The 13825-nt window shown below is 69.8% G+C and carries 12 protein-coding genes; 2 read left to right on the top strand and 10 right to left on the bottom strand.

Going from position 1 to position 13825, the window contains the following annotated elements; translation table 11 throughout:
- Positions 1 to 160 precede the first annotated feature (160 nt).
- A complete protein-coding gene (locus O5O46_RS23790; protein ID WP_269857585.1) occupies positions 161 to 1189 on the bottom strand; it encodes an aldo/keto reductase in 1029 nt (342 codons plus the stop codon).
- Positions 1190 to 1302: 113 nt separating this feature from the next.
- Here O5O46_RS23790 and O5O46_RS23785 point away from each other — a divergent pair, with 113 nt between their 5' ends.
- Positions 1303 to 1905 carry a TetR/AcrR family transcriptional regulator gene (locus O5O46_RS23785; protein WP_269857584.1) on the top strand — a complete coding sequence of 201 codons (603 nt, stop codon included), beginning with the start codon at positions 1303 to 1305 and terminating at the stop codon, positions 1903 to 1905.
- Positions 1906 to 2540: 635 nt separating this feature from the next.
- Here O5O46_RS23785 and O5O46_RS23780 read toward each other — a convergent pair.
- The 5 genes from O5O46_RS23780 to O5O46_RS23760 form a co-directional block, all read right to left on the bottom strand.
- Positions 2541 to 3659, bottom strand: coding sequence for a phosphotransferase family protein (locus O5O46_RS23780; RefSeq protein WP_269857583.1), 1119 nt, complete (start codon positions 3657 to 3659; stop codon positions 2541 to 2543).
- Positions 3656 to 4783 carry a hypothetical protein gene (locus tag O5O46_RS23775; protein WP_269857582.1) on the bottom strand — a complete coding sequence of 376 codons (1128 nt, stop codon included), beginning with the start codon at positions 4781 to 4783 and terminating at the stop codon, positions 3656 to 3658. Before O5O46_RS23775 ends, O5O46_RS23780 begins: the two co-directional genes overlap by 4 nt.
- A gap of 190 nt (positions 4784 to 4973) precedes the next feature.
- A complete protein-coding gene (locus tag O5O46_RS23770) occupies positions 4974 to 6458 on the bottom strand; it encodes a sugar porter family MFS transporter (RefSeq protein WP_269857581.1) in 1485 nt (494 codons plus the stop codon).
- A gap of 336 nt (positions 6459 to 6794) precedes the next feature.
- Positions 6795 to 8207: an NAD(P)/FAD-dependent oxidoreductase gene (locus O5O46_RS23765; protein ID WP_269857580.1), complete on the bottom strand. Its 1413-nt coding sequence runs from the start codon at positions 8205 to 8207 to the stop codon at positions 6795 to 6797.
- Positions 8208 to 8456: 249 nt separating this feature from the next.
- The gene (locus tag O5O46_RS23760; RefSeq protein WP_269857579.1) at positions 8457 to 9062 is read right to left on the bottom strand and encodes a hypothetical protein; all 606 of its coding nucleotides are present in this window, start codon (positions 9060 to 9062) and stop codon (positions 8457 to 8459) included.
- A 924-nt stretch (positions 9063 to 9986) separates the two neighbouring features.
- Between O5O46_RS23760 and O5O46_RS23755 the strand changes: the two genes are divergently transcribed.
- Complete coding sequence (locus tag O5O46_RS23755) at positions 9987 to 10205, top strand: type A2 lantipeptide (RefSeq protein ID WP_269857578.1); 219 nt, start codon at positions 9987 to 9989, stop codon at positions 10203 to 10205.
- 178 nt (positions 10206 to 10383) lie between these two features.
- Here the strand turns inward: O5O46_RS23755 and O5O46_RS23750 are convergent, their stop codons facing one another.
- From O5O46_RS23750 to O5O46_RS23735, 4 genes are read right to left on the bottom strand one after another with little or no spacing between them, the layout of a single operon-like run.
- Positions 10384 to 11502 (bottom strand): class I SAM-dependent methyltransferase, encoded by a 1119-nt coding sequence (locus O5O46_RS23750; RefSeq protein WP_269857577.1) that lies wholly within the window; start codon positions 11500 to 11502, stop codon positions 10384 to 10386.
- Entirely contained in the window at positions 11499 to 12710 is a 1212-nt protein-coding gene (locus O5O46_RS23745; RefSeq protein ID WP_269857576.1) for a glycosyltransferase, read from the bottom strand. The genes O5O46_RS23750 and O5O46_RS23745 overlap by 4 nt, the downstream gene beginning before the upstream one ends.
- On the bottom strand, positions 12707 to 13552 hold the full coding sequence (locus O5O46_RS23740) for an alpha/beta fold hydrolase (RefSeq protein WP_269857575.1): 846 nt from the start codon (positions 13550 to 13552) through the stop codon (positions 12707 to 12709). Before O5O46_RS23740 ends, O5O46_RS23745 begins: the two co-directional genes overlap by 4 nt.
- A 3-nt stretch (positions 13553 to 13555) precedes the next feature.
- On the bottom strand, positions 13556 to 13807 hold the full coding sequence (locus tag O5O46_RS23735; protein WP_269857652.1) for an acyl carrier protein: 252 nt from the start codon (positions 13805 to 13807) through the stop codon (positions 13556 to 13558).
- Between the last annotated feature and the right edge of the window lie 18 nt (positions 13808 to 13825).

Raw genomic sequence — 13825 nt, 5'->3', positions numbered from 1 at the left:
GGACGAGCGCGCCCACACCTGCGCAAACGGCCGACCGTCGCGGCAACCCGCACCGCATGGGACAGCCTGCCGTCCGTAAGGGGGCAGGCCGTCGAGTGGACGACGCGGTTCTCAGCGGAGGTTCCATACCGGCCGAGCACTGGCCGTGCCCGAGGACACGTCAGGCGGCGGAGCGCTCGTCGGGCAGGCGGCGGCGCAGCGCGGTCCGCTGGATGGCGGGTGGGTTGTAGGCCATGTCGAGCGTCCCGACGTCGGTGCCAGGAGGCACGATGGCGTCGATCCGGTCGAGGATCTCGTCGGTCAGCGTGATCTCGGCGCCCGCGAGCAGGTCGTCGAGGTGGCCCATGGTGCGCGGTCCGATGATCGCGGAGGTGACGCCGGGGTGGGCGATCGCGAAGGCTGTCGCCAGGTGCGTCAGCGACATTCCGGCCTCCTCGGCGATCGGGATGAGCTGCTCGACAGCATCAAGGCGGCGCTCGTCGCTCAGGTGCTTGAAGCCGAAGCCGGCCCGGTGAGTGTCGGTCTGCTGGCCCTTGCGGTAGCGGCCGGTGAGCAGGCCCCCGCCCAGCGGGCTGTAGACCATGGCGCCCATCCCGTAGCGCTCGCAGACGGGCAGTACCTCGCGCTCGATGCCGCGGTTGAGGATCGAGTACGGCGGCTGCTCGGTGCGGAACCGCTGCAGGCCGCGTCGCTCGGCGACCCACTGCGCCTCGACGATGTCCGAAGCGGGGACGGAGGAGGCGCCGATGGCACGGACCTTGCCCGCGCGTACCAGGTCGGTGAGGGCTGAGAGGGTTTCTTCCACGTCGGTGTCCGGCGCGGGCCGGTGGATCTGGAACAGGTCGACATGGTCGGTCCCCAGGCGGCGCAGGGAGCCCTCCAGCGCACGGACCAGCCATCGCCGCGAGTTGCCCTGCTGGTTGGGGTCGTCGCCCATGGGCTGGTGCGCCTTGGTGGCGAGCACGACGTTGTCCCGACGCCCCTTGAGGGCCTTGCCGACGATCTCCTCGGACTCGCCGCGTGAGTAGGCGTCTGCGGTGTCTACGAAGTTGATACCCGCGTCCAGCGCCTTGTGGATGATGCGCGCACAGTCGTCGTGGTCGGGGTTGCCAATGGCTCCGAACATCATCGCGCCCAGGCAGTAGGGACTGACCTGGATGCCGGTTCGGCCCAGCGTGCGGTACTTCATGGTTCTCCTCGTGCGTTGGCTGATGCCCAATGCCGCGCTACGCTTTCGCAAGCGGAACAGTGTTCCAGTAAGACGATACGGAACGCCGTTCCGGTTAGCAAGAGGAGTACACCGTGAACGATGACCCGACGGACAGGGAGCGCCCCCGCCAGCGCGTGCGCGCCGACGCGCAGCGCAGCATCGACACCCTGCTCACCGCGGCCGCAGAAGTGTTCACCGTCTCCGGCGTGGACGCCCCCGTACGGCAGATCACCGCCAAGGCGGGCGTGGGAGCGGGCACCCTCTACCGGCACTTCCCGCAGCGCTCGGACCTCATCGCCGCCGTCTTCCGCCACGAAGTGGACGCCTGCGCCGACGCCGCCCCCTCTCTCGTGGCCCAGTGCGAACCGGTCGACGCGCTCGCCCAGTGGCTGCGGCGCTTCGCGGGCTTCATCGCCACGAAGCGCGGCCTCAGCGCCGCCCTGCACTCGGGAGACCCGGCCTACGACAGCCTGCCCTCCTACTTCCAGCAGCGCTTCGTGCCCGTCCTGGGCACCCTTCTCGATGCCGCGGCGAAAGCCGGTCAGATCCGCTCCGACATCGACCCCCAGGACCTGCTGCGCGCCGTAGGCAACCTCACCCTGCCGGCCCAGGAGGACGACGACGGTCACACGCAGCGCATGATCGCCCTGCTCATCGACGGACTCCGCTACGGCGCCCACGCCGGGCCCGCCTGAGCAGCCGCCCCGGCACAGCCCGCCGAGGAAGGCCCCGCCAGGGAAGGCCCTTCCGCGAAGGCGGAACCGCACTGCGCCCGGCGCGCCGCCCGGAGTGAGCCCGGCGCTGACAGCAGGGGGCACCCCGTCGCGCGGGAATGCACGGCCCCACGGCCGACGTTCCCCGGATAAGTGTCCTTTACAACTACTCGCTAAGGAGGAGCCGCCACGCCACGCAGGTTCGCACGGAAGCGCGCCGCCCAGTACGAGGCCGTCGGCCGCGCCCTTCTCGCCGAATACACCGTCGCCCAGCTCAGTCAACGCCTCGCCGCGACCAGCAGCCAGCCCACCGAGCTGGACTGGATCACGCGCAGCTGGATCATGGACGAACTACACAGACGAGCGGCGCACGCCCGCCGACGGCCGGACGGTAGCACCAAGCCCGCAGATCCCGGCCACGATCAAGACGAACCCGCTGCTCCCCGGGACGAGGCCACCGAACTGGCGGAGTAGCCCACCCGCCCATGCGACACTGGCCCAGTGGCCCCGCGTCTCCCCCGTCGCGGGGTCACGCCTGTTGTCGGACGCCGGCAGGCCGGGAGTGTCACGCGGCTCGCGGACCCTTCACTTCGATGCGATCGCCTCGATGCCCGCGGTCACCAGTACCGGCCTTCCAGCATGTTCTCGATCGCGGGTCTGTGCAGGATCAGGCCGTCGGTGTCGGTCGGCAGAGGGATCTCGCCGAAGTGCACCCGGCGATAGCCGACGCGAAGCATCACCAAGGCGTGCCGCAGTGCCGCGTAGAGGGAGTAGAACTCCATGTCCCGCGGGGTGTGCCCGGTCAGCTGCGCGTAGCGGGCGGCGACTCGGCCGAGGTCGAGGAAGCCGGGAAGGCCGAGGTGGCCTGAGCCCTCCGTCAGGTCCTGGAAGAAGCGGTGCAGGAAGACCAGCCAGCCCAGGTCCAGTTCACGCGGGCCGACCGACGCCATCTCCCAGTCGAGAACCGCGCACGGAGTGAAGTCAGCGGCGTAGACGATGTTGCCGATCCGGGCATCGCCCCAGCTCAGTACGGACTCACCCGGGTCCTCGGGCCACAGCTCCTCAAGCCGGTCGAAGGCACGCTCGATCAACGGCGAGGGCGAGTGGTCCGCGATCACCCAGGCGTAGTAGGCGCGTTGCTCGTTCACGTGCCGCCGCAGCGCTGTGTCCCCGTCCGCATCCGGAGTCAGGAACGGCGCCTCCGCCGCCGGGACGGTGTGCAGCTCGGCGAGCGCCTCGACCGTCGACCGTTCCAACTGGTCGCGCTGGTGCGCGCTCGCCTCGTACAGCCAGTTGCCGGGGTAGGTGTAGGGAAGCACATCGGGCGGGACCCGGCCAAAGGCTCGCTCCATCACGAAGCCGGGCGCGCCCAGCGGCCCCGGATCCGTCTCCAGGCGCAGAAGGCGAGGTACGGGCACCTTCGTCCGCTCGGCGACCAGCGCGATGGTGCGGTACTGGCGAGCCATGTCGTAGCGCGGGAAGACGGTGTAGGCGAGTGGGTCGGCGGCCAGTCGCAGCACACAGGGCCGCGGCGTTGCCCCGGGTCGCCGGAGGTCGAAGAGGACCGTCTCGCTCGACATGCCGTTGGTGGGCGGTATCTCGTATCGGGTGACCACGGCGCCGGGTTGCCAGGTGGTGACCCAGGCGGTCAGCCGCCGGGCGAGTTCCTCGGGATCTCGGGTGGTCCGGCGCAGCGCGGGTGCATCGCGGGTCTCATCCCTACGGGTCTCGTTCATGGGGTCGCCGAGGTGAAGCCGCTGGGGTCGTGGCGGCCGAAGCTGCCGTGTTCGAGGATGCCGTGCCCCGTCACCCCGTCGTCCCGGACGAACCGGGTCGCGTGGTCGGTCACTCCGAACCGGGCCGGGCCCGTGACTGCTGGGTCAGTCAGGTCGTAGGTGATGCGTTCGGTCCATCCGCGACCGCGCCAGGTGCCGTGCTGCCAGTCCGGCGCGGGCGGGTATCCGGCTCCGACGGCGAGCGGGCTCGACGTGAGGACCGTTGCGCGCAGTTCGACAGGCTTGCGCGCACCGTCCATGAGGTGCAGGACGGCGGTGCGCGGCGTACGGGTGCCCGGGGCGTAGTCGATGTCCGCGTATGGCCAGCCCAGTTGCTCCTCGGGACGTTCCGCGCGCTCCGGGTGGACCCGTATCGCCTCGTTGAGCGTCCGGTAGCCGTCTGCGTCCTCCTGCACGATGACCATGACGAAGCAGTCGGGGAAGCGTATAGGGCACCAAATCCAGTGGAAGCCCTCCGGCCGGTGTTCTTCTGCGGCGCGTCCCGGCTGCTCACCGGGGATGGGCCGAACGCCCCAGCTGCGGTCCCGGGTTGCCGTCCACTCCCCGCCGGTGACGGTGTAGTGAGTGCCGCCGGGGGCAGTGATCCGCCCGGTCGCGCCGCCCGCTTGGACGAACCGGCGGCCCTCCAGCGTCAGCCGGTCGCCGGTGCGGCCGGTGTGGTGGGGTTCCCAGACCGTTGGGAAGTCTCCATGCCAGACGAGATCGCAGGACAGGCTGTCCGCGCAGGCCGGATCCGGCTCGCAGACCAGCCTGATCGACCGCAGTGGCTGCTGGACCTCGAACCGCAGCGGACCGACACACAGCCGCATCCGGTCCTCGCCGAGCGCGTCGGAGGCGCGTACCGCGTGCAGCACGTCGCCGACCCGCAAGGTGACGTACGCGTCGATGACGCCCGTGTTGGGATAGACCCCGAGCCCCGCGATCAGCAGTGCCCGGCCAGCATGGTCGAAGACGTGGAAGATGCAGCGGTCGTAGGCGTTGCGGTCGCTGGTGGCCACATGGCGCATGGACAGCGGTACCTGGTGCACCGGGTACTCGTCGAGCGGCACGGGACGCTGCGGCACGGCGGCCTCCTCACAGAACACCGAGCGGAACCGAGCCTGACAGTACGTCAGTTACGTGTGAACGGCCAGCCCCTCTCCCGCGCGAGTACCTCAGAGTCGGCTACCTGAGCTGCGGTGTTTCGCCGCCTGAGCGGGGCCGACCGCGCCGGGGCGAGGTAGAAGCAGCGCCAGTGCGAGCTGGCGGGTGGCATCACCGAGACGCCTGTCCGGTCGCGTGGGTGGGGCGCGCCTGCGCCTCGTACAGGTGGATGATCTCGTCGACCGAAAGGCCCTTCGTCTCCGGCAGGAAGGTGTAGACGAAGGCGACGGCCGCGACAGCCAGTCCCGCGAAGCAGACCAGCACCCAGGCCAGGCCGATCCCGCTCTGCCAGGTGGGGAACACCTCGATGAGGGCGAAGTTCGCCAGCCAGTCCACAGTCGCCCCGATTGCGGCCGCGCGGCCGCGTACCGCCGTCGGAAAAGTCTCGCCCTGGATGAGCCACCCTGTGCCCCCGACGCCTACCGCGAAAGAGGCAATGAACAGACTGAAGCCGATCATCACCACGATGATCTGCGCTGTGCCGCCCAGAAAGCCCAACCCGAAGGCGGCGATCAGTGCTGAGACCGCCATGCCGCCGTAACCGCCCATGGACATCACACGTCGACCGACCCGGTCGATGTACCTGAACCCGAAGTACGTCGCGCCGACGTTGAGCGCCGTCATGATCGCGGTGACTTCCACCCCCGCGATGGCCGCGTCCACGGTCGTGCCGTGCCCACCCGACTGGAACAGCGGCGCCAGCAAGTGCGGCCCGTAGTAGAGCGGCACGTTGATACCGGTGATCTGCTGGAAGGTGAAGAACACGCAGACCACCACGAGCGCCCGGCGCACTCCCGGCGTCCAACTGCTGACCTGCGCCTCGCCCTTGCGGGCTTGCTCGTATGCGCGCAGTTGCGCCGCCGTACGTTCCACCTGTTCGACCGTCACCTCGACACCAAGCTGCCCTATGGCCTTCTTGACACCGCCGTAGCGCCCCTTCTCCAGCAGCCACCGCGGTGACTCGGGCATCCTCGTACGCAGTACCAGCCCGATGAGCGCGGGCACGGCTCCCAGGCCGAAGATGAGCCGCCAGTCGATCCCATAGGCATGGCCCGGCAGGGATCGCAGGAGCACCAGAGCCACGACGTACGAGACGAGAATGCCAACCGTGATCATCCACTGCTGGAGCATGCTGAGCGCTCCGCGCCGATCCGCCGGGGCGTATTCAGCGATATAGGCGGTGGCGATCGCCGAGTCCGCGCCGATGGCCAGGCCGATCAGGGTACGGGCGGCGATGAGCACCCAAGCATGCCAGGTCACCGCTGACAGCAGCGCCCCTACGGTGTAGATGCCGGCATCGGCGATGAGCAGCGACTTGCGGCCGAAGAGGTCGGTCAGAGGCCCGGCCAACAGTGCCCCAACCGCCGCTCCGACCGACGCTCCCGCCACCAGGTAGCCGAGAGCGAAGCCGGTGAGGTGGTACGGAACGAAACTCAGGGCCGACCCGATGTTCGCCGTGTCGTAGCCGAACAGGAAGCCGCCGATGGTGGCAAGAAGCGTCAACGACCAGTAGAACGAAGTCGGTGGGCGCTGATCCAGCATCTCCAGCACGTTCTGGCTGTCGCCAGTCTGATCCCCTTGCGTATGAACGCTCACAAGACAGTTCCCGTATCACCTTCCTGGCCTCGGAAGTTCCAGGGAGCCGGGACAACATGCCAAGTGTCACCCGCACGTACGCGGCGATCGCACTTCACGGATCCGCGACCAGCTGGCCCGAACAAGCCGTTGGTTGGTCAGGCCGTGTCGAATTTGGGAGCACACTCGGCCGGGACACCCCGGCGGCGAAGGCTGCGGAGCGAGACGATCCGTCCACCGCTGCCCGGCTGAAGCCGAAGAGCGCCGGTCTGTGTCTTCGGGGACGGCCGATCAGCACCATGACCTGGGCGGATGACTTAACGGCACCCACACCCGGCCGCACGTCCCGACGGCCCGCTACTCCCCCAGCAGGCGCAACAGCTGCGCGCGGTCGAGAGCGGGCGGCCCGGCCTCCCCGCGGGAAGCCAGCGGCTGGGGAGGCCGCTTGTCGATCCTGGCCATCAGGTCCGGCCGGGCGAGCACTTCGGCACGCGGTGTGAGGCACACCGCGGCCTCCAGCAGCGCCCGGAAGACCTCGGCGTCCCGGAGGGCCGCCGCAGCAAACCGGGAGGCCACCGGGTCCGGGAGGGGAGGTTCGTCCCCTTCTCGCAGCGCGTCCATCTCGGCGATCCGCACGCGGTCCGCAGCGATCTGATCCTGGTAGAAGGGGGCGACGTACTGCTCGGTTGCCTTGTCCCACGCCGAGGCGAACACCTCCGGGTCGGCAACGTGCGCACGCACGGTACGGCGCAGTTGCTGGACGTGGAGCACTCCGACGCTGAGCCCACGAGCGGCTGTTGGGTTGGTGCACGCCCATGCGTCGCTGACCGCGGCGAACCCCGTGGCGACCGGGCGCCCATCGACGACGAACCGGCGTCGTCGGTTGAGGATCCCCGCCGTCACGAGCACGTCGCTGATCGGCGTGCCGGCCAGCCAGTGAGCCTGGGCGGGGCAGGCGCGCACCAGCCGCGTGAAGCACTCGGGATCGCGTATCGCCCTCAGGGGCGCGTCCTTGGCGGAGCCGACGACCGTGATCGACCAGGTGTCGTTGTCACCGGGGATGGTCAGCAGGGAGACGGTGCCCAGCGGGGTCAGTGGCGCTCCCCTGCGCAGCGGCTGCTGCGGGCCCGTGAAATAGCGGGTGTAGTAGGCGAATCCGCCTTGCTCCTTCTCGGTAGCGGGCTGCTCGGCACCGAGGTGGGCCAGCCAGCGCGGCGCGGCTGTGCGCCGCCCCGTGGCATCCACGACCAGGTCGGCGCGGATCTCCTCCCCGTCGCTCAGGCGCACCCCGGCAACGTGGGGTATGCCCTTGCACCGCGGAGGCCCGCCGAGCAGGCCCGCGACCCGTACGCCGCGCCGCACGGTGACGTCGGCCTGCTCCTCGGCGGCGGCGGCGAAGACCGACTCCACAACGGGGCGCCGCCCGCTGACGAAGCGGAAGCGGTCGTCCTCGGGCCGCGGCGACTGGTCCTCGATCCCTGGCGGCATGGGCGTGAGCGTGTCCATCAACACACATCCGGCGGCCAACAGACGGCCCGTCATATCTGGCAGTTCCTCGGCGAGCACCTGCCGGAACCGCGGCAGCAGATTGTGCGGCTGGCGGAAGTGCGCCACGCCGGTGCGCCGCCACCTGTCCCACGCCTGCACCGGTTCGGGCGGCGGTCCGACGGGATCGACTTCCAGCACCGTGACCGTATGCCCGTCACGTGCCAGCATCAGCGCCGCGGACAACCCCACGACACCGCCACCGCAAACGACGATCCGCCCCATTCGGCCCCCTCCGAATCCACGCCTACCGTGCCATGAGACGCGCCCGGTGGCGAACGGATTTCCGCAGCGAAGCCCGAACTCATCGTCAGGGGCGGGCGAGCGCCGACTGCGGGCGGCGCGGTGCCGGGCTGCGCGGCGGGACAGCCAGGCACCCCCCGGGCGGGGGTCCGCTGATGCCGCCAGTAAAGGCGACGCCAACTGCAACGTCCACCACACCGCCTCGCCACCGGACGTCGCACCGGTGTGGCGTCAGGCGATGGGCCAGCAGTTGTACGCGTTGTAGAGGTTGCCGTTGCAGGAGTACGACATCCCGTACTGGCAGCCGCCGAAGCTGAACGGCACCCACGTCCCGTTGCAGCACCCGTAACACCAGTTGTTCACCTGGTCGCACCAGGAGTCGCCGTCGACACACTGGGCCTGTGGCGCGGCAGCGGTTCCGGCGGGAATGGTGAAGTGGAGAGCGCCGGGCCTCGACGGTGCCGGGGGACGGGCCGCGGCACGGTTCGGCGGCTGCCCTGGCTGCTTGCCGGGCGATCCGCCACAGCCGGGACGCTGCTGCTGCACCGCGTGCAACAGCATGGCCAGCGCGGCCGCTTCGGCCGTGCCGGGCTGCGTCAGTTGCATGCGCACCACAGGGTGCGTGTGATCGTCGCAGGGCATCTGGCCCAGCGGCTCGACCCGCTCGATGAGGGAGACGGGAAGCGTGGTCCAGTTCTGGCACGTGGTGCCAGGGGCGAACTGGATGGCGTCCGTCTTCTCGGCGGTCTTGACCATGCCGGTCAGAACCACGGGTGTGGGTACGGAGTCGGCGACGAGCGCCTGGTAGAACTCTCTTCCTGTGAACGACGTGTTCAAGGTTCCACCCCTCTACGCGAAACGCCCCGAGCCGGGCAATATGAGGACAGCGCAGCCCGGGCCTTCGCGATAGAGCTGCGCGCAAGTTTCACTCGAAGGGCGACGCTCGGCGGCCCGGGCGTACCCAAGCCCGCCCGGCGCTCAGGCACGTCGGCGATGTGGAGTCAGCTGGCTTTGAGCGCCAAGCACTTGGAAAGCGGCCGGGGCACCGGCCGGTGGGCACAGGGTGCGGCCACGGGCCGGCGCGCACATCCGGGTAGTACGACGCCTGCCCCGCCGTCTGGGGAACACACCCATTCGGCCATCACAACGCGTCCCGATCGCATCCGGCCTCGCCCACCTCAAGAACCGGCGATGCCTCAGTCGGCATCACGGCCGACGCGAACGCCTGCCGGACACCATCCGAACCGTCGCCGGACTGCTTTCGGATCAACACGTCAATGCGCAGCACGCCAACCTCTGATCGCGTTCGACCACTGACCACTTGGGACTTGCTCGTCCAGGGCTGAGGCTCCGTTGTGAGGCCACGGCGCGTACAGGGCGAGCCGAACCGGCTGGGCATCGTCATCCCCGACGCCACCGTCCACGAGTCCCGGAGCCGGATGCGGTCGTTTTTCCGGACCTCCGCGATGCATACAGGAAGGTCACAGCCCCCTCGTACCACCCGGGTCCGCCGGGCGCCGCGCGGTCTCGAATGCCGACATGTCCCATGGGTTTTCGACGGCGACGGCGTCGCAAACCGGCCACGGGCGCCGGATCCCGAAAAGCATGTGAAGGAGTTGCCGACATTCCGTGAACGATTCCACGGGGCGGCATGTGGGGATATTGGGAACCCTGGCAGAAATTACCGATGGGCCGGGGTCGCAGTGCGGCCGGTCGGCATGGTTTGCTCTCGCCCCCAAGCCACGAGTGGAAAGGCCAGTCATGCGCAACGACTTCACCCCCGTCGAGACCCAGGAGATTTCCGACGCCGACCTGGACGCCGTTTCCGGCGGCCTTCTCGGCGGCCTGGTCCAGGAAGCCACCTCCGCGCTCCCCGTTCTGCCCGGGCTGCCCAGCGGCGTGATCAGCGGCGGCGCCGGCATCCAGGTCGTCGGCCCCGTCTCGGGCCAGGCCAGCGTTTCCGGAATAGCCGGTCTCTGACGCGACAGCGGGCCCCGGAACTTCTTGGCGCTGGCCGTCAATTCGGGGCCTGACTACTTCGCCCCGCCGATCGTTTGGTCGGCGGGGCGAAGTGCTGCGACTGCCCGTCGTGAACGGGCACCCCGCCGCACCGGCACTCCGTACGTCATGCGTGGCCGCATCCCCGAAGGCGCCGCCGTTACCCGGGCGGTGTCTCAGGCCGCCTGGCGATGACCCGGTAGGCGTTGCTCAGGCCCAGCCGGTGAGCGATCGGCTTGACCAGCAGCCGGTCAAGCGTGGTGCCGAGGAGCAGAGCCGGTACACCGGCCAGCAGGAGCGCGGCGCGCAGCAGGCGGTGGATGCGGTCCGTCGGTGTGGTGAGCCAGGGAGCGTCCTCGGGTGGTGCGACGGCGTTCAGCGACAGCCATACCGCGCCGAGCAGGTCTACCGTGTCATGCGGCTCGGCGTGTGCCTCGGCGACCACGGTGAAGCCGAGGGCGGTCAGCTCTTGGCGGAGGTTGGCCACGGGCAGGAAGTTGAGATGCTGTGGCTGCAGCCAGGGAAGCCACCAGCGGCCGAGCACCCTGGCGAGGCGGCTCTGCGGATCGGGTACCTCGATCAGTAGATGCCCACCCGGGTGGATCGCCTGCCAGGCCGCCCGTAGTTCGCCGCGCGGGTCGGTGCTGTGTTCCAGGTAGTGGTACATGCTGACCGCGTCGTACCGGCCGAGGAGTTCCTGGCGCGCCAACTCGGTGAAGCTGCCCCGAAAGCCGCGGTCGATCCGGCCCGCCCGCTCGGCCAGTTCGATGCCCGCGCTGAAGTCCAGCCCGTCGAACACGGTTCCGGGGAAGACGGTTCGGGCGGTGGCGCAGAAATGCCCGTGGCCCGTGCCGACGTCGAGCCAGTTCTTCGGGGTGCGGTCGAAGGGTTTCAGGGATTCGGCCCGGCGTCGGTACATCTTCTCCCGGCCGGGTCCGGTGAAGACGCCGTCGAGATCCTTCTCCCCCAGTCCGTCGTAGAAGTCCCGGTAGTAGAACTCCAGACCCGCGCCGTTCAGCCTGGGGTTCTGGAAGACATGGCCGCACTGCTGGCACTCGTCGAGGAAGAAGCGGCCGGGCTTGTGCTGGAAGAGGTCGGGCGTGCGCAGTCGTTCCCGCAGTCGGGTCGAGCCGCACCACGGGCAGTCGGTGCGGCGTCTGTCGAAGAACCGCTCGGTGCCGTGGGCCAGATCGGCCTGGTAGCGCGGACGAAGCTCAGCCACGGTCGCGGCCCGGCTGCGCTTCGCCGACGTCCCGGGTGTGTGCTGTTCGCCGCTCATTTCGTCACCTCGGGGGTGGGCGGGGCCTCGTCCGCGCCCGCCGCCAGCCGTTCCAGATGGATGGCGGCCGCGGCGGCTCCGCCCGCCGCGCGGAAGGACGCCCCGACCCGCTCGGCCGCGGCACGGTAGCGGGGTTCCCAGAGCACCGCGTCGAGTGCGTCGCCGAGCTTGGACGCCGTGACCCGGCCGAACCGGACGCGGACGGCCGCTCCGGCGTCCACCACCTGGGCGGCCACCACGGGCTGGTCGTCGCGGATCGGTGCCACGACCAGCGGGACGCCGTGCCACAGGGATTCACAGACGGTGTTGTGCCCGGCGTGGCAGACGACGGTGTCGACCCTTTCCAGGAGCGGGAGTTGCGGAACGTATGGCAGCACCAGCACGTCCTTGTCATCGGCAGTGGGCGGACCGAGCGAGCCCGCGGGATCAGTGATCACCGCCTGGAGGCGGTCGGTTCGGCCGCGAACGGCCGCGCGGCATTCCGCGAGGAAGCGTGTGCCCGCTTCGGCGTTGGCGGTGCCCAAGGTAACCAGTGCCGACGGTCGCGCGGGGTCCAGCCAGTCCCAGGGGAAGTCGCATGTGGCCGGGCGGTGGGCGATCGACGGGCCGACGAAGCGGATCCGGTCGTGCGCCCGGACCGGGCGTCCGGCGAGTTCCTCGGTGGTGAAGGCAAGCACCAGGTGTGGGGAGAACCGGGGATCGGCCGTCCCGGCCGGGTCGCCCATACGGTGGCGCAGGTCGTCCAGCAGCCCTTCGAGCCAGGCGTCGACCTTGGGCATGCCGTCGAGCGCGCCGGCGAACTCGGCCGAGGTGGTCGCCGAGGTGGCCCACCGCACGCCGAGCAGCTCGGCGGTCAGGCCTCCGGCGACGGTCTGCTGGTCGGCGACGAGCACATCGGGACGGAATTCCGCCACGGCCGCACGCACGCCAGAAGTCATCTCCTCGGCGAGCGGCGCCAGGAACCGCTCCCAGAGGAACTTCAGCGCGCCCGGGCCGCGTACGTCCGGTGGGCGGACGGCACCGCCCTCGCCGAGCCTTGGTCCGCCGCAGGCGAAGACGGTGCCGCCGTCACCGACGAGCGGCCGGACGGCGTCGGGCATCCCGGCCCAGGCCACCTGGTGTCCGCGGGCGGCCAGCTCGGCCCCGACTCCCACTGTGGGGTTGATATGGCCGACCAGCGGCGGCACGACGAACAGGAAGCGGCTCATCGCGCGTCGCCGTCCGCCGCGACGGGCACCGGCGGCGTGCCTCCAGGCTCGCCGATCGAGGACAGCAGCAGTCCGAGGACGAGCCCGGGTGCCTCCGCCAGCACGGAGTGCCCCTGTCCGGGCAGGAAGACCGACCGCGTACCCGGCAGCAGCGACGCCAACCGCCATGCCTGACCGGCGAGTTCGGATTCACGACCGTAGACGGCCAGCACCGGGCAACGCACCGAGCGGACCTGCTCCTCGCTGAGCACCCGGCTCGCCGGGATGTCCCGCGCGATGCTGGTGGTGCGCACCAGCCGGGCCGCTGACCTCGCCAACCTGGCGGTGTGGTCGCCCTCGTGGGCGCTCACCCAGGCCAGCGCCTCGGCCTCGTGCTCGACCAGCTCCCCGACGAGGCGCCGGAAGATATCGGCTATGTCCTTGGCCCAGGACTCCGTGGCGGGATTCGACTCGATCAGGCAGACTCCCGCGACCCGCTCCGGGTGGCGGACGGCGTACTCGAAGGCCACTGTTCCGCCGAAGCAGTTGCCAACCAGGTGGACGGGGCTGGTGATCTCCAGGCGGTCGAGCAGCCGCTCCAGGTCGGTGACGAAGTCGGCCAACGCGTAGCTGCTGTAGGGGCGTTCACTGCGACCGTGGCCGCGGTGGTCGTACATCACCACGTCGGTCCCGGCAGCAGCGAGCGCGGGGGCCACCGTGAAGTAGTAGCTGGCCAGGCTGTCGGTGAGCAGGCCGTGCAGCAGCACGGCGGTGGTGGTGGGCGGGCGCCCGTCCGGTGGGGCGAGCCGCTGTACGTGGAGCCTGATGCCCTCCGGTCCGTCGGTTGTCCTGATCATCGCCATGGATCAGTTCCTCTCGGCGTTGAGGCACCGCACGACGTGTTCGACCAGACGTCCGACGGTGAGGCCGATGATCTCGTCAAGCTCCAAGTCGGCCACGAACGCGGCGAAGTTGACCTGACGCCCGTAGTGTGCTTCCAGGCTGCCCGCCAGGGTGACCAGGTCGATGCTCTCCAGCTCCAGGTCCTCGGTGAAGCGGGTCTCCATGGTGATCTCGATGTCGTCGAGACCGTACTCGTCGAGTACGGCCCGCAGCATCCGGGCGATGTCCGCGAG

Origin of the sequence: Streptomyces sp. RPT161 (genome assembly GCF_027533845.1) — a bacterium.
In the GTDB taxonomy this organism is placed as follows: domain Bacteria; phylum Actinomycetota; class Actinomycetes; order Streptomycetales; family Streptomycetaceae; genus Streptantibioticus_A; species Streptantibioticus_A silvisoli_A.
This window is presented reverse-complemented; position numbering and strand designations above follow the sequence as displayed.